Genomic DNA, 22,972 nt, shown 5'->3' on the forward strand with positions numbered 1-22,972 from the left:
GTCCGCCATGTCCGCTCACGAATCTCCCATCATTCGTCGTAAATCCAGGCAGATCATGGTCGGCAACGTACCGGTCGGGGGCGATGCCCCCATCACGGTACAGACCATGACCAACACCAAGACCACGGACGTGGCCGCCACCGTCGAGCAGATCCAGCGGATCGAGCGGGTCGGTGCCGACATAGTCCGGGTCTCAGTCCCCACCATGGAGGCGGCGGAAGCGTTCAAGCTCATCAAGCAGCAGACCCGCATCCCCATCGTGGCCGACATCCACTTCGACTACCGCATCGCCCTGAAAGTGGCCGAATACGGCGCCGATTGCCTGCGCATCAACCCGGGCAACATCGGCAACGAGGAGCGGGTGCGCGCCGTGGTGGACTGTGCCCGCCACTACAACATCCCGATCCGCATCGGCGTCAACGGCGGCTCGCTGGAGCGGGACATCCAGGAAAAATATGGCGAACCCACCCCCGAGGCGCTGCTCGAGTCGGCCATGCGCCACGTGGATTATCTGGATCGCCTGAACTTCGACAATTTCAAGGTGAGCGTCAAGGCTTCCGACGTCTTCCTGGCGGTCGGCGCCTATCGCCTGCTGGCCAAGCAGATCGAGCAGCCGCTGCATCTGGGCATCACAGAAGCGGGTGGTTTTCGCGCCGGCGCGGTGAAGTCTGCCATCGGTCTGGGCATGCTGCTGAGCGAAGGCATCGGCGACACCCTGCGCATCTCGCTGGCGGCCGATCCGGTGGAAGAGATCAAGGTGGGCTTTGACATCCTCAAGTCCCTGCGCATCCGTTCCCGCGGCATCAACTTCATCGCCTGTCCCTCCTGCTCCCGCCAGGAGTTCGACGTCATCGGCACCGTCAATGCGCTGGAAGAGCGGCTCGAAGACATCATCACTCCGATGGATGTCTCCATCATCGGCTGCGTGGTGAACGGTCCGGGGGAGGCGCTGGTCTCCGATCTGGGCCTCGCCGGTGCGGCCAACAAGAGCGCCTTCTACGAAGGGGGCCAGCGGGTCGACCGGCTCGACAACAAGGACCTCATTCCGACCCTGGAGCGCCGCATTCGCGCCCGGGCCGCCATGCTGGATCCGGCCAACCAGATCCAGGTGGACGAGGGTTGAGCAACCAAGGGCCACTCAGGGTGGCCCTGTCTTTAGGTTGCTGATTTTACATCCCGCATTGGAATACCCTGATTTTACCTCGGGGTCGAAAATCCCTATAATGCGGCCAAATTTTACCTCTTTTTCTCGAGTATCAACGTGGCAAAACAGATCCAAGCTATTCGCGGTATGAATGATTGCCTGCCGGAGCAGAGCCCGGTATGGCAGAAAGTAGAACAGATCCTGCGCCAGGTCGTGGCCAGCTATGGCTACAGCGAAGTGCGCATGCCGATTGTCGAGCAGACCCATCTGTTCAAGCGCGCCATCGGTGAAGTGACCGACGTGGTCGAAAAAGAGATGTACACCTTTGAAGACCGCAACGGCGACAGCCTGAGCCTGCGTCCGGAAGGGACCGCCAGCTGCGTGCGTGCCGGTATCGAGCACGGTCTGCTTTACAACCAGGAACGCCGGATGTGGTACATGGGCCCCATGTTCCGTCACGAGCGCCCCCAGAAGGGCCGTTATCGCCAGTTCCACCAGTTCGGGGTCGAGTTGTTTGGCATCAACGGGCCGGACATCGATGCCGAGCTCATCATGCTGACTCACCGCCTGTGGCGTCTGTTCGGCATCAGCGAACACGTGACCCTGCAGCTCAACACCCTCGGTCAGAGTGCCGAGCGTGCCGCCTACCGCGATGCGCTGGTGGCCTACCTGGAGCAGTACAAGGATCAGCTGGACGAAGAGAGCCAGCGTCGCATGTACAGCAACCCGCTGCGGGTGCTCGACTCCAAGGACGAGAAGGTACAAGCCATTCTGGTGGGCGCACCGCGTCTGTTCGATCACCTGGGCGAAGAGAGCCTGGCCCACTTCGAGGGGCTCAAGCGCCTGCTCGAGTCTGCCGGCATCAAGTACGAGGTGAACGAGCGTCTGGTGCGCGGCCTCGACTACTACAACCTCACCGTGTTCGAGTGGGTCACCAACAGCCTGGGTGCCCAGGGCACCGTCTGTGCCGGTGGCCGCTACGACGGCCTGGTGGAGCAGCTGGGCGGTCAGCCGACCCCGGCGGTGGGCTTTGCCATGGGCATGGAGCGTCTGGTGCTGATGCTGGAAACCCTCGAACTCAATGCCGACATCCGCCCGGCGGTGGATGTCTATCTCTGCATGGTGGGTGAGGGCACTGAACAGGCCGGTTTCCAGCTGGCCGAGCGGCTGCGCGATGCCCTGCCTGACTTGCGCCTGATGAGCCACTGCGGCGGCGGCAACTTCAAGAAACAACTCAAGCGTGCCGACAAGAGCGGCGCGGCCATTGCCCTGATCCTTGGCGAGACCGAGGTGCAAAACGGGGAGATCACCATCAAATATCTGCGTGGCCAGGCCGAGCAACAGACCGTCACGGTCGACGCCGCCATTGCCCTGCTGGCAGCGAAAGGAGAGTAAGCTGTGGAAGTTTATACCACCGAAGAACAACAGGTTGAGGTCATCAAGAACTGGTGGAAAGAGAACGGAACCTCGGTGATCGCAGGAACTGTTATCGGTCTGGTTGGACTCTTTGGCTGGCGCTACTACAACGAGCATCAGCAGACCACCCAGGAAGCCGCCTCCCAGGCTTACAACGAGATGAGCGCCCAGCTGGCCAAGGGTGACGCGGCCGGCTTCGAGCAGGCACAAAGCTTCATCAGCGCCCACAAGGGCGACTCCTACGCCGAGCTGGCGGCGCTGCAACTGGCGGCGGCCGCGGTCAAGGCGGACAAGCTGGATCTGGCTGCCGAGCAGCTGACCCAGGTGGCTACCAGCGGTGACGAGAGCATTCGTCCCATCGCTGCTCTGCGTCTGGCCCGGGTGCTGAACGATCAGGGCAAGGCCGATGAAGCGCTGGCCCAGCTTGGCAAGATCAACAACGACGCCTTCAAGGCCCAGGTGGCCGAAGTGCGCGGCGACATCCTGCAAAAGCAGGGCAAGAGCGAAGAGGCTCGCGATGCCTATCAGGCGGCGGCCGATGCCGGCGGTCTGCAGAGCAGCGCCGAGCTCAAGCTGAAGATGGACGATCTGGCGTTGCCAGCGGTGACCACGGGTGAGGCTCCGGATGCGTAATCTGTTCAAGATGGTGGCGTTGGGGGCTGCGGTCTCCTTCGCCCTGCAGGGTTGCTCCCTGTTCAGTTCGGAAGAGGATCTCAACCCCATGGCTCCGCTGCCCAAGGTCGAGTCCGCGTTCACCGCCGATACCGCCTGGTCCTCCTCGGTGGGTGACGGCATCGGTGACTTCTACTCCCAGCTCAAGCCGGTGGTGGAAGAGGAGCGCATCTATGCGGCGGCCCGCGACGGTGACGTCACCGCCTTTGACCGCGAAAGCGGCAAGGAGCTGTGGAGCGTCGATCTGGCGGATCTGCCGATCAACGCCGACAAGCGCAGCGCCCGCCTCTCCGGTGGCCTGGTTTCCCGCTACGGCAAGCTGTTCCTGGGCTCCGAGAACGGGGTGGTCTACGCCCTGAACGAAGAGAACGGGGAAGTGCTGTGGCAGACCACGGTACCGGGTGAAGTGGTGGCGAGCCCCGCCGTCGAGGATGGCCGGGTGGTGGTACTGACCACCTCGGGTCGCCTGGTGGCGCTTGATACCGACGAGGGCAAGCTGCAGTGGACCCTGGCGGAAGAGCAGCCGCCGCTGACCCTGCGCAGCGCCGGTGCCCCCATCATCACCAACGGCGCCGTGCTGTACGGCCGCGCCGATGGCAAGGTGGGCATCGCCCTGCTGAGCAACGGCCAGCCGGTGCGCCAGTCCAAGGTGGCCGACCCGCGCGGCGCCACCGAGCTCGACCGCATGGTGGACGTGGATGCCACGCCGCTCATCGCCGGCGATGAGCTCTATGCCATCGCGTATAATGGCCAGTTGATGGCGCGCAAGCTGATGAGCGGAGACGAAGTGTGGAAGCGCAAGTATTCCGGCTACCGCGACATGGCGGTGACCGGCAATGCCATCGTGCTGACCGACAGCCGCAGCCATCTGTTTGCGGTCGACCGTCGCAACGGTCTCGAGCTGTGGTCCAACACCCAGCTGGAAAACCGCACCGTGACCGCCCCCGTCATCATGGGTGACTATGTGGTGGTCGGCGATGTGGAAGGTTACCTGTATTGGCTGGATCGGACCGACGGGTCCATCAAGGCCATGCAGCAGCTCGACAGCAGTGGTCTGTACGCCGCCCCCCTGGTGGACGGTGACACCCTGTATGTGCAGAGCCGTGGCGGCAAGCTGTACGCTGTCAAGCGTCCCTGATCGCCCGATAATGTGAATATCCGGCTCCTGGTCTTCGGACCCGGAGCCTTTGTCGTCTTGAGAATGAGGCTTTTATGACTCCTGTAGTAGCCCTGGTGGGCCGCCCCAACGTGGGGAAATCCACCCTGTTTAACCGCCTGACCCGTACCCGGGACGCCCTGGTGGCCGACTTCCCCGGTCTGACCCGGGATCGCAAATATGGCCAGGCGAAGCTGGGCGAGCTGGAATTTATCGTGGTGGATACCGGTGGTATCGACGGCACCGAAGAGGGGATCGAGCTGAAGATGGCCGAGCAGTCCCTGCTGGCCATCGAAGAGGCCGATGTGGTGCTGTTCATGGTGGATGCCCGCGCCGGTCTGACCGCGGCGGATCAGGCCATCGCCGAGCACCTGCGCAAGACCCACAAGAAGGTGTTTCTGGTGGCCAACAAGACCGACGGCATCGACGGCGACTCCGCCGTCTCCGAGTTCTACGGTCTGGCCCTGGGCGAGGTCTACCAGATGGCGGCCGCCCACGGTCGCGGCGTATTGAGCCTGCTCGAGCTGGCACTGGCCCCCCATCTGGAGACCCTGGTCGAAGCCGCCGGCGAAGAAGCCGAGCTGGATGAAGAAGAGGAAGACTTCGACGAAGAGGCCCTGCTGCGCATGGTGGCTGCCGGTGAACTCGACACCAAGGAGGACACAAAGGAGACCCCGTTCGCCGACCTGCCAATCAAGTTCGCCATCGTCGGTCGTCCCAACGTCGGCAAGTCGACCCTGACCAACCGCATGCTGGGTGAAGATCGGGTCATCGTCTATGACATGCCGGGCACCACCCGCGACTCCGTCTACATCCCGATGGAACGCGACGAGCAGAAGTACGTCATCATCGACACCGCCGGCGTGCGTCGTCGCGGCAAGGTGCACGAGACGGTGGAGAAGTTCTCCGTCATCAAGACCCTCAAGGCGATTGAAGATGCCAACGTCTGCCTGCTGGTGATCGACGCCCAGGAGACCATCACCGATCAGGATCTCAGCATCCTCGGTTTCGTGCTCAACACCGGCCGCTCCGTGGTGCTGGTAGTGAACAAGTGGGACGGTCTGGATCAGAAGGTGAAAGAGGACGTCAAGAACGAGCTCGATCGTCGTCTGGGCTTCATCGACTTCGCCCGCGTGCACTTCATCTCCGCCCTGCACGGCAGCGGCGTCGGCCACCTGTTCGAATCCATCCAGGAGGCCTACCAGTCCGCCACCCGCCGTACCAGCACCGCCATGCTGACCCGCATCATGCAGATGGCGCAGGAAGACCACCAGCCGCCCATGGTGAACGGTCGCCGGGTCAAGCTGAAGTACGCCCACGCCGGTGGCTACAACCCGCCGCGCATCGTGATCCACGGCAACCAGCTCAACGACCTGCCGGACTCCTACAAGCGCTACCTCATCAACTACTTCCGCAAGTCGTTGAAGATCATGGGGACGCCGGTTCGAGTCGAGTTCCAGGAGTCGGTCAACCCGTTCGAGGGCAAGAAGAACACCCTGACCCTGAGCCAGGAGCGCCAGCGCAAGCGCCTGCTCAAGGCCAAAGCCAAGAAATAAGGCCCAGCGGCTGCCCTCACCGGCAGCCGCTTTTCTAGTGGTCTATTGAAGGGGAGGGGAATGTGCAGTGGGGTCGCCCAGTACACATTCACTTTGCAAGGAGTCAACCATGAGTCAACTTGTCTGCCCTGCCTGCCAGGGCGAGCTGGACAGCCGCAGCCGCGAGACTACCTGTGGTCAGTGCCAGGCCCGTTACCAGATCCGGGCGCTCTGCCCGACCTGCCGGCAGGAGCTGGAGCGGCTCAAGGCCTGCGGCGCGGTGGATTACTTCTGCAACCACTGCAACAGCCTGGTGTCGAAGCGGGCAGTGCTCTTCGAGGTGAGCCCGCTGACGGAAAATTGAGGCAATAAAAAACCCGGCTAATGCCGGGTTTATGCTGTGTGCTCTGCTATCAGCAAGGTGAAGGAGCGGTTTCGGCGCCATATCTTGCGTTTGATCTCGTTGAGCTTGAGCTTGCGTCTGGGGCTCCAGCCGCACCTTGTCTTCTTGACCAGTGTCGTTCTTCTGCGAGCTCGCATCTTGGTCTCCTCCCATGGGGTGGCCATCCCGGCCTTGGGTGATGATGGGAGCCTATCTGAAAGTGCTGTCATCCGAGTGCAAGTGGATGAAATGGCGCGATAAAAACAGATTCGGATAGGCTCCGGTGTGGTCGGATGGTAACAGAGAAACCACCCGAAAAACAAACCTGTCAACAGGGATCAGCGCAGGGTGATCTGCTTGACCACTTCGGCAATGACGGTGGGACGTTCGGCGCTGGTCGGCTCGCTGCTGTCATCCTCATCCAGCTCTTCGCGGCGATGGGCCTTCTGCTGCTCGTTGTCGAGCCAGAGCAGGCTCTGGTAGTACTGGCGCACGTTGTTGACGTAGTTGCGCGCCTCGCCGCCGCGGGCATAGCCGTAGCGCACCTTGCGGTGCCAGCGCGACTGCTGCAGCAGCGGCAGCACTTCTTTTACGTCGCTCCAGGCGTCCGGATTCTTGCCGAGCTCCTTGGTCAGGCGGCGGGCATCCATCATGTGGCCGTAGCCGATGTTGTAGGCGGTGAGGGCAAACCACACCTTCTCGTCATCGGGCACCGAGGCGGGCACCTTCGCCATCATCTGCTCGAGATAACGGGCGCCCCCCTTGATGCTCTCCTCCGGGTGCAGCCGGTTGTTGACCCCCATCGCCTTGGCGGTGGGCTCGGTCAGCATCATCATGCCACGCACCCCTGTGTAGGAGCGGGCCTCCGGATCCCAGTGGGACTCCTGATAGCTGATGGCGGCCAGCAGGCGCCAGTCCACCAGGTTGGCGTGGGTCTTGAACAGATCCTGGTACTTGGGCAGCAGACTCTTGGCCCGCTGCAGGAAGGTGCGGGTGTCGACGAAGTCGAAATTCTGCACGTGGCCAAAGTACTTCTCGTCGAGCTTGGCGATGGCGCCATCCATGAAGCGCTGGCCGAAGAAGTCGATGATGCTGGCGTAGAGGCTGTCGTCCGGCAGCTTGGTCATGGCCCAGGCCACGGTCTGGTTCTTGGCCAGCGTCATCCCCTCGGTGAGTTCGGGGTAGTAGCGCTGGGTACGGGCCAGCACGGTATCCTGCACTACCGTGTAGTCAATCTTGCCGTCGGCCACCTGCTTGAGCAGCTCCTCCACGTCGGCGTCCCGGTTGGTGCTCCACTTGAGGTTGGGGTGCTGCTTGGCCAGCTCCTTGAGCAGATCCTCCCCGGTGGAGCCGGCAGGCACCACTATGTTGCCCTTGAGATCGCCGATGTCCCTGGGCTTGGGGGAGCCGTTGCGATAGACCAGCTTGGGCGAGACCTGGTAGAAGCCGGGGCCGAAGCGAAACAGCTGGCGCCGCTCCGGGGTGATGACGATGGCGGCCGCGGCCAGATCGAGCTTGCCCTTCTTGAGCAGGTCCACCAGCTCGGCGGTGGAGTAGACAGGCACTATGGTCAGCTTGACCCCCAGCCAGTCGGCATAGCTTTTCGCCAGCTCGTAATCGAACCCCTGGGCGGTGTCGTCACGCTGGTAATAAGAGGTGGGGCCGTAGATGGTGCCAACCCGGATCTCGCCCCGCTGGCGGATCTGCTCCAGCTGGCTGGAGGGGGTGTAGAAGTCGCAACCGACCAGGGTCAGCAGCAACATCAGCCCGATAAACAGTCGAAAAATGCAGCGCAAGTAGGTGAGTACCCTTGTTGAAAAAATCGGCATTTGTCAAAAAAGAGGCACCTTTATACCAGAGAGTGTGGACCGAGTCACACTTGGCAAAACAAGAAAAACGTTTGTCCGCCGTCGGCCTGATCCCTATAATACGCGCGTCTCAATTCCCCCCCACTTCAACACTTGGTGAGAAAGGTCATATGGATATCTTGCGTGGTGCCCCCGCACTGTCTGAGTTTCGTGTCCAAAAACTGCTGCAACGCTTCGCGCAGATGAAACAGGAGAGAGGAGTAGAGATAGAGGATGTCTATGCCGAATATGTGCACTTCGCCGAGCTCTCGAGCCCGCTGTCGCCCCCGGAGCGAGCGACCTTGGGCCAGCTCCTGCGCTACGGCCCGACCATCCCCGAACACACCCCCAGCGGTCAGCTGTTTCTCGTTACCCCCCGCCCCGGCACTATCTCCCCCTGGTCTTCCAAAGCAACCGACATCGCCCACAACTGCGGCCTGAATCAGGTCAAGCGGCTCGAGCGCGGCATCGCCTATTACGTGCAGGCCAAGGGTGAGCTGAGCGCTGCCCAGCGCGCCGACGTGGCCGCCGTGCTGCACGACCGCATGATGGAGACGGTGTTTGGCGAGATGAACGAGGCCGCCGCCCTGTTTGCCCATCTGGAGCCGCGCCCCTTCACCCAGGTGGACGTGCTGGCCGGTGGCCGCGCCGCCCTGGCCGAGGCCAACGTGGCACTGGGTCTGGCGCTGGCCGACGACGAAATCGACTACCTGGTGGAGAACTTCAGCCGGCTGGGTCGCAATCCCAACGACATCGAGCTCTACATGTTTGCCCAGGCAAACTCCGAGCACTGCCGCCACAAGATCTTCAACGCCGACTGGACCATCGACGGTGAGCAACAGCCCAAGTCGCTGTTCAAGATGATCAAGAACACCTTCGAGCAGACGCCGGATCATGTCCTGTCTGCCTATAAAGACAACGCTGCGGTGATGGAAGGGAGCCAGGGTGGCCGCTTCTTCCCGAGCCCCGCCAACGGCGAATACCAGTACCACCAGGAGCAGGTCGACATCCTGATGAAGGTGGAGACCCACAACCACCCAACCGCCATCTCCCCCTTCCCGGGCGCCGCCACCGGCTCCGGCGGCGAAATCCGCGACGAGGGTGCGACAGGCCGTGGCGCCAAGCCCAAGGCGGGCCTGGTTGGTTTCTCCGTCTCCAACCTGCGCATCCCCGGTTTCGAGCAGCCCTGGGAGCAGGATTTCGGCAAGCCGAGCCGCATCGTCAGCGCCTTTGACATCATGCAGGAGGGGCCGCTTGGCGGCGCCGCCTTCAACAACGAGTTCGGCCGTCCGGCCATTCTCGGTTACTTCCGTACCTTCGAAGAGGAGGTACCGAGCCACAATGGCGTCGAGGTGCGTGGCTACCACAAACCCATCATGCTGGCGGGCGGCATCGGCAACATCCGCAGCGAGCACGTCCAGAAAGGGGAGATCCCGGTCGGGGCTGCCCTCATCGTGCTGGGCGGCCCGGCCATGAACATCGGTCTGGGCGGCGGCGCCGCATCCTCCATGGCCTCCGGTCAGTCGGCAGAAGATCTCGACTTTGCCTCGGTGCAGCGTGACAACCCCGAGATGGAGCGCCGCTGCCAGGAGGTGATCGATCGCTGCTGGCAGTTGGGGGACGACAACCCCATCGTCTTCATTCACGACGTGGGCGCCGGTGGCCTCTCCAACGCCATGCCTGAGCTGGTGAGCGACGGCGATCGCGGCGGTCGCTTCGATTTGCGTGCCATCCCGAACGACGAGCCGGGCATGAGCCCGCTGGAGATCTGGTGCAACGAATCCCAGGAGCGCTACGTACTGGCGGTGGCCAAAGAGAAGCTGCCGCTGTTCAAGGCGCTGTGCGAGCGTGAGCGTGCACCCTATGCCGTCATCGGCAGCGCCACCGAAGAGAAACACCTGACCCTCTCCGACCAGCACTTTGACAACCATCCCATCGATCTGCCGCTGGACGTGCTGCTGGGCAAGACCCCCAAGATGCACCGCGACGTAGCGAGTCTGCCGGCCCAGGGCAAGGCACTGCAACTGGATGGCATCACCCTCGGCGACGCCGCCGAGCGGGTATTGCGTCTGCCGACCGTGGCGGAGAAATCCTTCCTCATCACCATCGGCGATCGCAGCGTGACCGGTCTGGTCAACCGCGACCAGATGGTCGGCCCCTGGCAGATCCCGGTGGCCGATTGCGCCGTCACCGCCGCCACCTACGACAGCTACCACGGTGAAGCCATGTCCATGGGCGAGCGCACCCCGGTGGCGCTGCTCTCTCATGCGGCTTCCGCTCGTATGGCGGTAGCCGAGGCCCTGACCAACCTGGCGCCGGCCCACATCGGATCGCTCAAGCGGGTCAAGCTCTCCGCCAACTGGATGGCCGCAGCCGGTCACCCGGGCGAAGATGCCGGTCTCTACGAGGCGGTCAAGGCGGTGGGCGAGGAGCTCTGCCCGGCCCTTGGCATCACCATCCCGGTGGGCAAGGACTCCATGTCCATGAAGACCCGCTGGCAGCAGGATGGCAAGGAGCAGAGCGTCACCTCGCCGCTCTCCCTCTTGATCTCTGCCTTTGCCCGGGTCGAAGACGTGCGCAACACCGTCACCCCGCAACTGCGCAGCGATCTCGGTGAAACCGACCTTATCCTCATCGACCTTGGCAACGGCAAGCAGCGCCTCGGCGCCTCCGCCCTGGCCCAGGTCTATCGCCAGCTGGGCGACAAGGCGCCGGATCTGGACAACCCGATCCAGCTCAAGGGCTTCTTCAACGCCATCCAGGTGCTGGTGGCCGATCGCAAGCTGATTGCCTACCACGATCGCTCCGATGGTGGCCTCTTCGTCACCCTGGTGGAGATGGCCTTCGCCGGTCACTGCGGCCTCGACCTGCAACTGGATCGCATCGGCGGCGAGCTGTTGCCGGCCCTGTTCAACGAGGAGCTGGGGGCCGTCATCCAGGTGCGTCGTGAAGACAAGGAAGCGGTGATGACCCTGCTGGCCGGTCACGGTCTGGCGGCCTGCTCCCACGTGCTCGGCACGGTGCGCGAGGGGGATCTCATCACCCTGCAGCGGGCTGGTCAGGAGGTCTATCGCGCCAGCCGCACTGCCCTGCGTACCATCTGGGGCGAGACCAGCTGGCAGATGCAGCGTCTGCGCGACAACCCAGAGTGCGCGGATCAGGAGCATGCCGCCCGTCAGGACGCAGCCGATCCAGGCCTGCAGGCCAGGCTCAGCTACAACCCGGCCGAGGACGTGGCGGCACCCTATATTGCCCGCGGGGTCTCCCCCCGTCTGGCGGTGCTGCGCGAGCAGGGGGTCAACTCCCACGTGGAGATGGCGGCGGCGTTTGACCGCGCCGGCTTCACCGCCGTCGACGTGCATATGAGCGATATCCTCGAAGGCCGTATCAAGCTGGAGCAGTTCCAGACCCTGGTGGCCTGCGGTGGCTTCTCCTACGGCGACGTGCTGGGGGCGGGCGAAGGCTGGGCCAAGTCCATCCTGTTCAACGAGGGGGCCCGCGAGCAGTTCCAGCGCTTCTTCGAGCGCGGCGATACGCTCTCCTTGGGTGTCTGCAACGGCTGTCAGATGATGTCCAACCTGCGCGAGCTGATCCCGGGCGCCGATCTCTGGCCGCGCTTCGTGCGCAACCGCTCCGAGCGCTTCGAGGCCCGCTTCAGCCTGGTGGAAGTACAGGACTCCCCGTCCGCCTTCTTCGCCGGCATGGCGGGTTCCATGATGCCCATCGCCGTCTCCCACGGGGAGGGGCGAGTGGAGGTGCGTGATGCCGCTCACCTGGCGTCGTTGCAAGCCAGTGGCCTGGTGGGGCTGCGTTTTGTGGATAACCGCGGTCAGGTGACCGAGCAGTACCCGGCCAACCCGAACGGCTCGCCGGACGGCATCACCGCCGTGACCACCACGGATGGTCGCGCCACCATCATGATGCCGCACCCGGAGCGGGTGTTCCGCACCGTGGCCAACTCCTGGCACCCGGACAACTGGGGTGAGGATGGCGCCTGGATGCGGATGTTCCGCAATGCCCGGGTTCGTCTGGGCTAAGCCTGCGATGCAAACAAAAACCGGCCCTTGTGGCCGGTTTTTTTATGGCGGCGTTCCCGCTAGGGGCGGCCATGACCCAGTTCGTGGGGGATGAAGTCACCGCGATCGAGAATGCGCAGGCAGGCATCCACGACGGCCTCATCCAGTCGGGTGCCGCGCAGCTGGATGATATGGGCCCTGGCCTGGGGAATGCCGAGGGCGGCGCGGTAGGGGCGATCGGAGGACATGGACTCCACTATGTCGGCCACCGTGAGGATGCGGGCCTCCAGCAGGATCTGCTCGCCCTTGAGCCCGGCCGGGTAGCCGGAGCCGTCGATGTACTCGTGGTGCTGGTGGATCATCTGGGCGATGGGCCAGGGCAGGGCGATGTCCTTGAGCACCTGATAACCGGCGCCCGGGTGCTCCTTGACCAGGTTGAACTCCTGGGGCGTGAGCCGCCCCGGCTTGGTGAGGATGTCGACCGGCACCTGGATCTTGCCGATGTCGTGCACCATGGCCCCCAGATAGAGTCCCCGCAACCGCTTCTCATCGAGCTGCAGCTCGCGACCGATGGCCAGCGCCAGGGTGGCGACGTGCTTCTGGTGGCCGGCGGTGTAGGGATCGCGCTGCTCCAGCACGGCGGCTATGGCACCGAGGGCATCTTCCAGCGCCAGCTCCAGCTGACGGGCATGCAGCATCTTGTCGCGCTGGGCGGTGAGGTAGGCTTGCTGGGTGCTGCGGGCTTGCAGGCCATAGGCAAGGTAGTCCGCCAGCTGGCTGAAGAGGTGCACCTCCTCGTCGGTGAAGGGGCGGGCCTGCTCGCTGTGAATGAGCAGGCCGCCGTGCCCGCCGGTGTGCCACTGCAGCGGCAACAGCAGGCGGGCGCGCAGGGTGGCCGAATGATGTACCAGCTCGCAGGGGAGCGCCTCGTTGCACGGCATCTCTGTGCTGATGGCCTGGTGCAGGGCGGGATCCCGGGTCAGCCACTCGTCGCTGGCAAACCAGGTTGCGTTGCCCGCCTGCGCCAGCACCTGCAGGGTGTGCTGGTCACTCTTTTCCTGCAGCACGGTGACGAGGGGGAAACGGCCGTCGAAGGTGATGGCGTCGCAGATCTCCTGCAGCAGCGTCTGCTCGTCGTCCGGCCTGAGCATGGCGTGATGGGCACGGCCGATGGCCTCCAGGGTCCAGGTGTACTGTTGCAGCCGCTCCTGCTGCTGCTTCTTCTCGGTGATGTCATCGAAGAAGACCCCGACGCCGACCACCTGACCCAGCTCGTCGAACAGGGGAAACTTGGTGGTGCTGAGCCAGCGGGCCTCACCTCCCTTGAGATAAGGCTCCTCGTGGCGCTGGGTGGTGCCGCTGGTCATGACCTTCAGATCGTCATCCCGATAGCGCTGGGCCAGCTCGGCCGGGAAGAAGTCTGCATCGCACTTGCCGACCAGTTCGGCCGGGGTGAGGGTGAGATCGTCTGCCAGCAGCCGGTTGCAGGCGATGAAGAGGGAGCGGGTATCCTTGAGCAGCACCCGGTAGGGCAGCTGATCCATCACCTGGCCAAGCAGGGCGGCCGTGGGCTGCGGGGTAAAGGGCGGTGCGGGTCTTGAACTCATCGTCATCCAGCCTCGGTCAAAGGGGGGAGAAGCGGTAGCCCGCCTGCCAGACGGCGAAGCAGGCGCTGACCACCTGTTCGTCGTAGTGGACACCGGCATAGCGGGTCAGCTCGGCGAAGGCATCGGTGAAGGAGAGGGCCCGCCGAAACGGACGGTGGGCGGTCATGGCCGCCAGGGAGTCGGCCACCCGGATGATGCGCGCCTCCAGGCAGATGGCATCCCCCTGCAATCCCTGCGGATAGCCGCTGCCGTCCATGTTCTCATGGTGCTGCTGCACTATGGTGGCGATGGGCCAGGGGAAGTCTATCTGCTGCAAAATTTCACAGCCCGCCTGCGGGTGCAGCTTGATGAGCTCGAACTCCACCTCCCGCAATTCGCGGGGGCGGGTGAGGATCTCCGCCGGGATCTGCAGCAGACCGATGTTGTGCACCATGGCGGCGAGGCCCAGTCCATCCAGCCGATCCTGCGCGAGTTGCAGATGCTGGCCGATGGCCAGCGCCAGATCGTGCACGCGCCGCTCGTGGCCCGCGGTGCTGGGATCCTTGTGGGCGATGGCGGAGGAGAGCGCCGCTATGGTCTGGAACAGCAGGGTACGTTGCTGCTGCTCGCTCTCCTTGATGTGGGTGATGTCGACCAGCGCGCCTATGATGCCGGCCACCTCGCCCTGATGGTCGTAGAAGAGATCCTTGAAGTTGAGCACCTGATAGCGGCGGCCCTCCCGGTCAAACAGGGTGTGCTCGAAATATTGCGGCTGCCTGCTGCGCAGCACTTCCAGGTCGCGCTGGGTGTATTCGTCGGCCATCTCGGGGGGGAGGAGCTCGTCCACCCGCTTGCCCTGCAGCTCGGCCTTGCTGATGCCGGTGATCTGGGTGAAGGTCGGGTTGCAGCTGATGAAACGCCCCTCGACATCCTTGTAAAACACCGGGATGGGGATTGCCCTTAACAGGGATTCGTTGAAGCGCTGCATGTCGACCAGCTCCGCCTGCTGGCGCAGGGCCAGCTGCTCGCTGTCCCGGCACAGCTGGATGGCGCGGGCCAGGTTGCCGAGGATGGGGCTGAACAGGTGACAGAGCCGCTCCCCCTGCTGCTCCGGGTTGGGGGAGAGCAGCAGCATCAGATAGCCCCCCTCGATCCGCAGCCGGTAGGCAAAGGGGTAGGGGCGTGCAGCGGGCAGCGGCAGCGGGGCGCGCAGGATGCACTGCTCGCCGTCGCCGACCCAGTGGGGCAGCGCGAGCGGCTCTCCCTGATGGCTGACCAGTTGCTCATCCCCGATCGCCTTGATGATCTTGTACTCACCCTGTGGCAACTGCTGCAGCGCCAGCCCGACCGGGCAGGCACAGTGAAACAGAAAACGCTGCAGCACCTTGGTCAGCAGGGCGTCCAGAGTGACCTCGCGGCCGATGCAGAGGGCAAGATCGCAGACGATGGCCATGGCGTGGTCGTTGTTCATCGCCGTCCCTCCCCGTTGCAGAGAATGGCGCCGTTGTGAAACAGCGGATACTCCCCCGGTCGCAGGCTGCCAATCTCGCCAAGGGAGAGGGCGCCCACCAGCTCGTGGGCACCGCTGTGGCTGAAGAGGGTCTTCAGCTCCAGCGTGCTCTGCTCGCCGAAGTGCTGCTGACGGCCGGCGCAGTAGTAGATCTCGAGGCGCTCGGGGGCGCCGTGCCGGCTCAGCTTTTCGGCCAGCTCGATGGCGTGGGCGGTCGGGCTCTGCGGCGCCTTGAGCAGGGTGAGGATGCTGTGATCCGGCACCTCCCCGACGCAGAGCAGGGCCCCCTCGTCGGTGACGGCGACCGGGATGCGCACGATGACGTCGCCGTTGGCCCGCAGCAGCCCGAGCGGCAGGTGGACGCCGTACTGGTAGAACTGATCCGGCGTGAGGCGCTGTTGGAACTGTTGCTGGACCAGAGACTGGTAGCGACTGAAGGCCGGCTCCCAGTCGATGAAGGCAATCTTGTTGCCCTCGCTGCTGGTGGCCAGCATGGGCTGGGCGGTGAGCTGATAGCCGTGCTTGAGCAGCGGGTAGCTGTGGTGGGGCAGCAGGGTGCAGCAGACCGCCTGCGCCAGCAATCTGTGATTGTCGAACAGGCAGGGCATGGGGCGGAATTGGCCGCTGCCGGCATTGACGCCGGCATAATTGACCCTGTCAGCGAGATGCAGATAGATCCCCTCGAGGAGGGAGGCGATGTTGGGGATCATGGCATCAAAGGTCAGAAAGAGGGTCGGTACGCCCGCGGCCTCTGGCCACTGCGCAAGCTGGGGGAGTAGCGCATCGCAAAGGGTGCTGACTTGCAGGTCTGTGCTGGCGGCGGGATCGAGCGGGATGAGCAGAGGAGCGTGGGAGGCCGGGCGCGGCAGCAGCCAGGCACCGCGCTCATGAAAGCCGTGGCGGCTGATGAGGCGGGGAAAGAGGGCGCCGCTGAGTTGAATTTCGAGCCGCCTGCACTGCTGCTGCAGCTCGGCCACGTGCCCGGCATCCTGCTCGGCCAGCAAGAGATCGAGCCGCTCCCCGCGATAGGGTTGCAGTGCATCGGCCAGTGGTTGCGCATCGAATGAAAGAAAAGCGGGCTGCATCATCCCTCGGAACTCCTTTCCTGCCAATGGCCAATATATCAGCAAGGCGGGCGAGGTGGATACCCGGTCGTGTCCGGCAAGCAGCCATAAGCCGTTATAAAGGCAGATAAATTTGAGACAGCTGGTCAGGCATCCTGCGCTTTGGGCAGATAAAAAAACCGGCCACTTGGGCCGGTTTTTGGGGTGGAGTGAAATCAGTGCAGCACCACGTTCTGGAAGCCCTGCACCAGGCTGATGACCGGCTGGGGATAGAGACCCAGTGCCACCACCAGCGCGGCGGAGAGCAGCACCACCAGACCACCGGAGGTGATGGCCCAGTCCCCCTTGGCGTCGCGCAGCTGCATGCCGGGCTCGCGCAGGTAGAGGGTGACCATGACCCGCAGATAGTAGTAGAGACCCAGGGCACTGCCGAGCACGATGGCGCCGGAGAGCCACCACAGCTTCGCATCGACGGTCACCCCGATCAGGTAGAACTTGCCGATGAAGCCGAGCGTCATGGGGATACCGGCCAGCGAGAGCATCATCACGGTCAGCACGGCGGTCAGGTAGGGACGACGCCAGAACAGGCCGCGGTAGCTGTGCAGGGAGTCCGCATCCTTGCCGCGATAGGGGCTGGACATCATGCTGATGACGCCGAAGGCCCCCAGGCTGGTGAACAGATACATCAGCAGATAGACGCCGGCCGCTTCCACCGGCATCTGGCCGAGACGGCTCGCCACGATCACCGCCAGCAGGTAACCGAAGTGGGAGATGGAGGAGTAACCCATCATCCGCTTGATGTTGGTCTGCAGCAGAGCCAGCAGGTTGCCGATGACGATGGAAACCACCGCCATGGCGGCCAGCAGCCAGTGGATCATGGGATCCGCGGCAGCGGGCACCGCCAGGTAGAAGCGCAGCAGCACGCAGAACACCGCGATCTTGCTGACGGTGGCGAGGAAGGTGGCCACCGGGGCCGGCGCCCCTTCGTACACGTCCGGAGTCCAGAGGTGGAACGGCGCCAGGGATAGCTTGAAGGCAAAGCCGACCAGCATCAGACCCAGACCGCCCATCAGCAGCGGGTGGTGGGCCGGGGTGGTGGCCAGGGTCAGCCCCAGATCGCTGAAGCTCAGGCTGCCGGCCTGGGCATAGAGCAGTGCCATGCCGAACAGCAGGAAGGCGGTGGCGGCGGCGGAGAGCACCATGTACTTGATACTGGCCTCCAGCGAGTGGCGCTCGCGATAGGCGTAGCCCACCAGACCGAACATCGGCAGGGTCAGCATCTCGATCCCGATGAACAGGGAGGCGAGGTGACGGGAGCCCGCCAGCACCAGGCCACCGGCGGTGGCGATCAGCAGCAGCAGGTAGAACTCTTCCCGGTTGTCCGGATAGCCTTTGAGCCAGGAGCGGCCGAAGGTACAGGTGGCCAGGGCGCCGATGAGCACCAGGCCCATGTAGAAGACGGCGTAGCCATCGATCTGCAGCAGCGGGGTGACCCCCTGATCGCCTTGTGCCATCACGATGGGCAGGGAGAAGAGCGCCAGGTTGAGGCCGGCGATGGTGACCACGAAGGCGGTGTCATCGCACCGTTTCCAGGCGATGGCCAGCATCAGGGCCACCATGGCCCCGGTTGTCAGCAACAGGGGCAGCAGGGCCAGCAGTTGCGAAGCGGTGAAGGTCATTGCAGTGCTCCTGTAAGGGACAAGGAAGGCAACAGGGCCAGCGGTTTAACAGCGGTCACTCTCATTGCAATGCTCCTGCGAAGGGCAGGGCGTACCAGTGCAGCACGCTCAGCAGGCTGTTGCCTGCGGTGTCGAGCACAGGTTGGGGATAGACACCGAGCAGCACCAAAAGACCGGCGATGGTCATCATCATCACCAGCTCGCGGCTGTCGAGCCCCTTGAGGACGCTCTCGTCCTTGGGAGTACCGAAGCAGGCGCGCTGCAGCATGATGAGGGAGTAGACCGAGGCCAGCACCAGCCCGAAGGTGGCGATGATGGTGAGTACGGGGGCAACCTGGAAGCTGCCGATGAGGATCAGGAACTCGCCGACGAAGTTGCCGGTGCCCGGCATCCCCAGAGAGGCGACCGAGAAGAACAACATCACGCCGGGCAGGTAGCGCAGGCGACCCCACAGCCCGCCCATCAGGCGCAGGTCCCGGGTGTGCAGACGCTCGTAGAGCTGACCGCACAGGATGAAGAGGCCGGCGGCGGAGAGACCGTGGGCGATCATCTGTACCACGGCCCCTTGCAGGGCCAGTTCGCTGCCCGAATAGATGGCGATCATCACGAAGCCCATGTGGGAGATGCTGGTGTAGGCCACCAGCCGTTTGATGTCGGTCTGGGCGAACGCCACGATGGCGCCGTAGACGATGCCGATGAGGCCCAGCACCATGGCGTAGGGGGCAAATTCGGCGGACGCCTCGGGGAAGAGCGGCAAGGCGAAGCGCAGCAGACCGTAGGCGGCGGTTTTGAGCAGGATCCCTGCCAAGTCAACGGAACCCGCGGTCGGCGCCTGGCTGTGGGCATCCGGCAGCCAGCCGTGCAGCGGCACCAGCGGCATCTTGACCGCGAAGGCGATGAAGAAGCCCAGCATCAGCAGCCACTGCACCCCCTCGCTCATGGGGGTGTTCAACAAGTCCTGATAGTTGAAGGTGAACACGCCGGTGGCGGCGTGGTGAGTCAGCACCAGGCCCAGGATGGCGACCAGCATGATGAGGCCGCTGACCTGGGTGTAGATGAAGAACTTGGTGGCGGCGTTGATCCTGGATTTGCCGTCGGTGACCGAGTGGCCCCACAGCGCAATCAGGAAGTACATCGGTACCAGCATCATCTCCCAGAAGAAGAAGAAGAGGAACAGGTCCAGCGCCATGAAGACGCCGAGCACGCCACCCAAAATCCACAGCAGATTGAGGTGGAAGAAGCCGATGCGCTGCACTATCTCCTTCCAGGAACAGAGGATGGCCAGCACGCCGATGAAGCAGGTGAGGATCACCATCAGCAGCGACAAGCCATCCACCGCCAGGTGCAGTGAGATTCCGAAGCGGGGGATCCAGGGCAGTTGCAGTTCGGCGGCCCAGACGGGTACGCCGCCCTGGGCTGACAGGGTGAAATCGCCGCTCCACCAGATGGCGCAGGAGAGCAGCAGGCAGGCGCTCATCGACAGCAGGGCGACCCAGCGTACGAAGTACTCGCCGAATCGCTCGGTCTGCCAACAGAGCAGACCGCCGATGAAGGGTATTAACAAGATCCAGAGTAAGGTCACGATATCAGCTCTCGTCTATGTTCTAGTCACTGTGCAGGCCCGTGGGCTTGCTGCGAGTTCAGGGGCTGCATCACGGGATCAGCCGAGCAGCAGCAGGGCCAGGATCAGGGCGGCGCCCATCCCCATGGAGGCTGCATACCAGCGCAACTTGCCGGAAACGGTCCAGGCCAGCAGCTGGTGGCCGCTCTGGGCCAGCCAGGCCGGCAGGTTCATCATCCAGTCCAGCGGATCCTTGCCGAGCAACCGGGTCGCCAGCAGATACGGCTTGACCCACAGCTGATCGTAAAGCCAGTCAAAGCCCCAGGCGTTGAACCAGAGGGAGCTGAGCAACTTGCCCGGCGCGCTGTTGGCTATGCTGCTGGCCAGGCGGCGCTCACCCAGGAACAGGAAGGCTGCCAGGGCGATGCCGGCGATGGCGATGACGGCGGAGGTGATCTCCAACGCGTGGCGCCCCTCTTCGATGTGATCCCCTGGACCTGCTGGCAGTACCCCCGCCAGCGGCGGCACGATGAGGGCGCCGATGCCGGTGGAGAGCACCAGCAGCACCAGCAGTGGCAGCTGGTGGGCCAGACCGTGACCGGCGTGAGCCTCGGTCTTCGCCTTGCCGTGGAAGGCGATGAAGATGAGGCGGAAGGTGTAGAGGGAGGTGAGGAAGGCACCGCCAAGGCCAGCCCACAGCAGGGCGCTCTGGCCGCTGGCCTGCACCTGCCACAGGATGGCGTCTTTACTGTAGAAACCTGCGGTCACCAGCGGCAGCGCGGCCAGGGCCGAGCCCCCTACCAGGAAGCAGGCATAGACCAGCGGCAGGCTCTTGCGCAAGCCCCCCATCTTGAAGATGTTCTGCTCGTGGTGGGTGGCGACGATCACGGCACCGGCGGAGAGGAACAACAGCGCCTTGAAGAAGGCGTGGGTCATCAGGTGGAAGATGGCCCCTTCCCAGGCACCAACGCCGAGGGCCAGGAACATGTAGCCGATCTGGCTCATGGTGGAGTAGGCCAGGATCCGCTTGATGTCGGTTTGCACCAGGGCCGCAAAGCCCGCCAGCACCAGGGTAATGGCCCCGACCAGCGCCACCAGATGCAGGATCTCGGGGGCTAGCAGGAACAGACCGTGGGTGCGGGCGATGAGATAGACACCGGCGGTCACCATGGTGGCCGCGTGGATCAGTGCCGAGACCGGGGTCGGGCCCGCCATGGCATCCGCCAGCCAGGTCTGCAGCGGCAGCTGGGCCGATTTGCCGACGGCGCCGCCGAGCAGCATCAGGCAGGCCAGCGACAGGGCGGGGGAGCCTTCGGCAAACAGGGTGGGGGCGCGCACCAGCAGCTCATGGATGTTGAGGGTGCCGAGCTCGCGATAGAGGATGAACAGGCCGATGGCGAGGAAGACGTCGCCGACCCGGGTCACCACGAACGCCTTGAGGGCGGCGGCGCCGTTGTTGCGATCCTTGTAATAGAAGCCGATCAGCAGGTAGCTGCACAGCCCCACCCCTTCCCAGCCCAGATACACGAACAGCAGGTCATCGGCCAGCACCAGGAACAGCATACTGGCGATGAAGAGGTTGGTGTAGGTGAAGAAGCGGGAATAACCCTCTTCCCCGCGCATGTACCAGGAGGCGAACAGGTGGATGAAGAAGCCCACCCCGGTCACCACGCCCAGCATGGTCAGCGACAGGCCGTCCAGTGCCAGGCGGAAGCTGGGGCTGAAGCTGCCCACCGAGATCCACTGCCACAGGGTCTGGGTATAGACGCCGCCCGCCGGCATGGTGTTGAGAAAATCGATGCCGACCCACAGGGTAGTGAGGGCCGACAACCCTATGCTGCCGACGCCGATGAGCGCCGAGGTGCGCTCGCCGAAACGACCGAGGGAGAAGGCCAGCACCAGCCATCCCAGCAGCGGAAACAGAAAAGTCAGGTATAGGAGGCTCATCCGCGCATCTCGCTCACAGTGTCCACGTTGAGGGTGTGGTAACGACGATAGAGCAGCAGTAACAGGGCGAGGCCGATACTGGCCTCCGCTGCCGCCAGAGAAATCACCAGTATGTACATGATCTGGCCATCGGCCTGGGCCCAGCGGCTGCCAGCCACCACGAATGCCAGTGCCGAGGCGTTCATCATGATCTCGATACTCATGAGGATAAACAGCAAGTTGCGGCGGATCAGCAGGCCGCACAGGCCGATGCAGAACAGCACGGCGGCGAGCAGCAGTCCGTGCTCCATGGGGATGTCATTCATTGCTGACCTCCTTCTTGTGATGGACGGGCCGGGGTGCGGGGCACCGAGAGTACCTCGCCGCTCTTGTCTTCGCGGCCAAGGTGATAGGCGGTGACCAGACCCGCCAGCAGCAGGATGGAGGCGAGCTCCACCGCCAGCACGTAAGGACCGAACAGGGCGATGCCGACCGCTTTGGCACTGACGTCGGTCAGACCGAGTTCACCGCCGGTGACCCCGAGAATGCCGTAGGCCAGAAAGCCGAGCAGAATGAGCGAAAGCAGGCCCGGGCCCACCCAGGTGGTGGGAGTGAGCCAGTGCTTCTCCTGATCCTGGGCCGAGCCCAGGTTCAGCATCATCACCACGAACACGAACAGCACCATGATGGCGCCCGCATAGACGATCACTTGCAGGGCGCCCGCGAAGGCGGCGCCCAGGCAGAAGAAGATCATGGCCACGGCGATGAGGGAGATGATGAGATTGAGCAGCGCGTGCATCGGATTGCTGGTGCTGATCACCCGCAGCGTGCTGTAAATGGCGACCAGGGCCGCGGCATAGAATGCCAGTTCCATGATTGACTCCTCAGGGCAGCAGGCTCTTGACATCGATGGGCTTGGCTTCGTTCTCGGCATCCCCTTTCGGCTTGCCGTCGATGGCCATCCCGCTCATGCGATAGAAGTTGTAGTCCGGGTACTTGCCGGGGCCGCTGATCAGCAGATCCTCCTTCTCGTACACCAGGTCCTGGCGGCGGTACTCGCCCATCTCGAAATCCGGCGTCAGCTGGATGGCGGTGGTGGGGCAGGCCTCTTCGCACAGGCCGCAGAAGATGCAGCGGGAGAAGTTGATGCGAAAGAACTCCGGATACCAGCGACCATCTTCCCGTTCGGATTTTTGCAGCGAGATGCAGCCGACCGGGCAGGCCACCGCACACAGGTTGCAGGCCACGCAGCGCTCGTCGCCGTCCGGGTCGCGAGTCAGCACGATGCGGCCGCGATAGCGAGGCGCCGCATAGACGGCCTGCTCCGGGTAGTTGAGGGTCTCGCGGGGGCGCCAGGCATGGGAGAACACCATGCCCAGGCTGCGTAACTGGGTGCCGACACCCTTGATGATGTTAATAATTTTCATAGTCGTGCCTCACTGCACATTCATCAGCACCACAGCCCGTAGCGGCTGCAT

General features: G+C 63.8%; 18 protein-coding genes. 8 read left to right on the forward strand and 10 right to left on the reverse strand.

What is annotated here, in order from left to right; translation table 11 throughout:
- The first annotated feature begins 7 nt into the window (after positions 1 to 7).
- The 7 genes from ispG to AB5Y98_RS16775 all read left to right on the forward strand — a co-directional run bounded on the left by ispG (position 8) and on the right by AB5Y98_RS16775 (position 6,566).
- Positions 8 to 1,123: a flavodoxin-dependent (E)-4-hydroxy-3-methylbut-2-enyl-diphosphate synthase gene (ispG, locus tag AB5Y98_RS16745; RefSeq protein ID WP_010634291.1), complete on the forward strand. Its 1,116-nt coding sequence runs from the start codon at positions 8 to 10 to the stop codon at positions 1,121 to 1,123.
- 138 nt (positions 1,124 to 1,261) lie between these two features.
- On the forward strand, positions 1,262 to 2,539 hold the full coding sequence (hisS, locus tag AB5Y98_RS16750) for a histidine--tRNA ligase (protein ID WP_244365104.1): 1,278 nt from the start codon (positions 1,262 to 1,264) through the stop codon (positions 2,537 to 2,539).
- A 3-nt stretch (positions 2,540 to 2,542) separates the two neighbouring features.
- Positions 2,543 to 3,193 (forward strand): tetratricopeptide repeat protein, encoded by a 651-nt coding sequence (locus tag AB5Y98_RS16755; RefSeq protein WP_010634289.1) that lies wholly within the window; start codon positions 2,543 to 2,545, stop codon positions 3,191 to 3,193.
- Positions 3,186 to 4,370, forward strand: coding sequence for an outer membrane protein assembly factor BamB (gene bamB, locus AB5Y98_RS16760; RefSeq protein WP_010634288.1), 1,185 nt, complete (start codon positions 3,186 to 3,188; stop codon positions 4,368 to 4,370). The genes AB5Y98_RS16755 and bamB overlap by 8 nt, the downstream gene beginning before the upstream one ends.
- Positions 4,371 to 4,444: 74 nt before the next feature.
- Entirely contained in the window at positions 4,445 to 5,944 is a 1,500-nt protein-coding gene (gene der / locus AB5Y98_RS16765; RefSeq protein ID WP_005299803.1) for a ribosome biogenesis GTPase Der, read from the forward strand.
- Between the two features lie 109 nt (positions 5,945 to 6,053).
- Positions 6,054 to 6,287, forward strand: a complete 234-nt coding sequence (locus AB5Y98_RS16770) for a zinc ribbon domain-containing protein (protein WP_010634287.1) — start codon at positions 6,054 to 6,056, stop codon at positions 6,285 to 6,287.
- Between the two features lie 90 nt (positions 6,288 to 6,377).
- A complete protein-coding gene (locus AB5Y98_RS16775; RefSeq protein WP_024941378.1) occupies positions 6,378 to 6,566 on the forward strand; it encodes a hypothetical protein in 189 nt (62 codons plus the stop codon).
- Between the two features lie 77 nt (positions 6,567 to 6,643).
- Here AB5Y98_RS16775 and mltF read toward each other — a convergent pair whose 3' ends face one another.
- Entirely contained in the window at positions 6,644 to 8,134 is a 1,491-nt protein-coding gene (gene mltF, locus AB5Y98_RS16780; protein ID WP_017765902.1) for a membrane-bound lytic murein transglycosylase MltF, read from the reverse strand.
- Between the two features lie 149 nt (positions 8,135 to 8,283).
- Here mltF and purL point away from each other — a divergent pair, with 149 nt between their 5' ends.
- Positions 8,284 to 12,189 carry a phosphoribosylformylglycinamidine synthase gene (purL, locus tag AB5Y98_RS16785; RefSeq protein ID WP_368232303.1) on the forward strand — a complete coding sequence of 1,302 codons (3,906 nt, stop codon included), beginning with the start codon at positions 8,284 to 8,286 and terminating at the stop codon, positions 12,187 to 12,189.
- A 59-nt stretch (positions 12,190 to 12,248) separates the two neighbouring features.
- Here purL and AB5Y98_RS16790 read toward each other — a convergent pair whose 3' ends face one another.
- The 9 genes from AB5Y98_RS16790 to nuoI all read right to left on the reverse strand — a co-directional run bounded on the left by AB5Y98_RS16790 (position 12,249) and on the right by nuoI (position 22,921).
- Positions 12,249 to 13,775 (reverse strand): HD domain-containing phosphohydrolase, encoded by a 1,527-nt coding sequence (locus tag AB5Y98_RS16790; protein WP_368232304.1) that lies wholly within the window; start codon positions 13,773 to 13,775, stop codon positions 12,249 to 12,251.
- 16 nt (positions 13,776 to 13,791) lie between these two features.
- Positions 13,792 to 15,225 (reverse strand): HD domain-containing phosphohydrolase, encoded by a 1,434-nt coding sequence (locus AB5Y98_RS16795; RefSeq protein ID WP_368232305.1) that lies wholly within the window; start codon positions 15,223 to 15,225, stop codon positions 13,792 to 13,794.
- Positions 15,222 to 16,352 carry an FIST signal transduction protein gene (locus tag AB5Y98_RS16800; protein ID WP_368232306.1) on the reverse strand — a complete coding sequence of 377 codons (1,131 nt, stop codon included), beginning with the start codon at positions 16,350 to 16,352 and terminating at the stop codon, positions 15,222 to 15,224. Before AB5Y98_RS16800 ends, AB5Y98_RS16795 begins: the two co-directional genes overlap by 4 nt.
- A 191-nt stretch (positions 16,353 to 16,543) precedes the next feature.
- Positions 16,544 to 18,007, reverse strand: a complete 1,464-nt coding sequence (gene nuoN / locus AB5Y98_RS16805; protein WP_017410206.1) for an NADH-quinone oxidoreductase subunit NuoN — start codon at positions 18,005 to 18,007, stop codon at positions 16,544 to 16,546.
- A gap of 61 nt (positions 18,008 to 18,068) precedes the next feature.
- Entirely contained in the window at positions 18,069 to 19,589 is a 1,521-nt protein-coding gene (gene nuoM / locus AB5Y98_RS16810; protein WP_024941384.1) for an NADH-quinone oxidoreductase subunit M, read from the reverse strand.
- A gap of 78 nt (positions 19,590 to 19,667) precedes the next feature.
- Positions 19,668 to 21,515 carry an NADH-quinone oxidoreductase subunit L gene (gene nuoL, locus AB5Y98_RS16815; RefSeq protein ID WP_368232307.1) on the reverse strand — a complete coding sequence of 616 codons (1,848 nt, stop codon included), beginning with the start codon at positions 21,513 to 21,515 and terminating at the stop codon, positions 19,668 to 19,670.
- Positions 21,512 to 21,820: an NADH-quinone oxidoreductase subunit NuoK gene (nuoK, locus tag AB5Y98_RS16820; protein ID WP_368232308.1), complete on the reverse strand. Its 309-nt coding sequence runs from the start codon at positions 21,818 to 21,820 to the stop codon at positions 21,512 to 21,514. The genes nuoL and nuoK overlap by 4 nt, the downstream gene beginning before the upstream one ends.
- Positions 21,817 to 22,368 (reverse strand): NADH-quinone oxidoreductase subunit J, encoded by a 552-nt coding sequence (gene nuoJ, locus AB5Y98_RS16825; RefSeq protein WP_010634277.1) that lies wholly within the window; start codon positions 22,366 to 22,368, stop codon positions 21,817 to 21,819. Before nuoJ ends, nuoK begins: the two co-directional genes overlap by 4 nt.
- A 10-nt stretch (positions 22,369 to 22,378) precedes the next feature.
- Positions 22,379 to 22,921 carry an NADH-quinone oxidoreductase subunit NuoI gene (nuoI, locus tag AB5Y98_RS16830; RefSeq protein WP_005299827.1) on the reverse strand — a complete coding sequence of 181 codons (543 nt, stop codon included), beginning with the start codon at positions 22,919 to 22,921 and terminating at the stop codon, positions 22,379 to 22,381.
- Between the last annotated feature and the right edge of the window lie 51 nt (positions 22,922 to 22,972).

This window comes from Aeromonas sp. s3 (assembly GCF_040907805.1).
In the GTDB taxonomy this organism is placed as follows: Bacteria; Pseudomonadota; Gammaproteobacteria; order Enterobacterales; family Aeromonadaceae; genus Aeromonas; species Aeromonas dhakensis.

Bases quoted from the DNA above. Each gene is read 5' to 3' on its own strand.
- mltF (WP_017765902.1), bottom strand. From the start codon at position 8,134: ATGCCGATTTTTTCAACAAGGGTACTCACCTACTTGCGCTGCATTTTT.
- nuoL (WP_368232307.1), bottom strand. From the start codon at position 21,515: ATGAGCCTCCTATACCTGACTTTTCTGTTTCCGCTGCTGGGATGGCTG.
- purL (WP_368232303.1), top strand. From the start codon at position 8,284: ATGGATATCTTGCGTGGTGCCCCCGCACTGTCTGAGTTTCGTGTCCAA.
- nuoJ (WP_010634277.1), bottom strand. From the start codon at position 22,368: ATGGAACTGGCATTCTATGCCGCGGCCCTGGTCGCCATTTACAGCACG.
- nuoN (WP_017410206.1), bottom strand. From the start codon at position 18,007: ATGACCTTCACCGCTTCGCAACTGCTGGCCCTGCTGCCCCTGTTGCTG.
- AB5Y98_RS16770 (WP_010634287.1), top strand. From the start codon at position 6,054: ATGAGTCAACTTGTCTGCCCTGCCTGCCAGGGCGAGCTGGACAGCCGC.
- der (WP_005299803.1), top strand. From the start codon at position 4,445: ATGACTCCTGTAGTAGCCCTGGTGGGCCGCCCCAACGTGGGGAAATCC.
- AB5Y98_RS16800 (WP_368232306.1), bottom strand. From the start codon at position 16,352: ATGATGCAGCCCGCTTTTCTTTCATTCGATGCGCAACCACTGGCCGAT.
- nuoK (WP_368232308.1), bottom strand. From the start codon at position 21,820: ATGAATGACATCCCCATGGAGCACGGACTGCTGCTCGCCGCCGTGCTG.
- ispG (WP_010634291.1), top strand. From the start codon at position 8: ATGTCCGCTCACGAATCTCCCATCATTCGTCGTAAATCCAGGCAGATC.
- nuoI (WP_005299827.1), bottom strand. From the start codon at position 22,921: ATGAAAATTATTAACATCATCAAGGGTGTCGGCACCCAGTTACGCAGC.
- AB5Y98_RS16790 (WP_368232304.1), bottom strand. From the start codon at position 13,775: ATGAGTTCAAGACCCGCACCGCCCTTTACCCCGCAGCCCACGGCCGCC.
- AB5Y98_RS16795 (WP_368232305.1), bottom strand. From the start codon at position 15,225: ATGAACAACGACCACGCCATGGCCATCGTCTGCGATCTTGCCCTCTGC.
- bamB (WP_010634288.1), top strand. From the start codon at position 3,186: ATGCGTAATCTGTTCAAGATGGTGGCGTTGGGGGCTGCGGTCTCCTTC.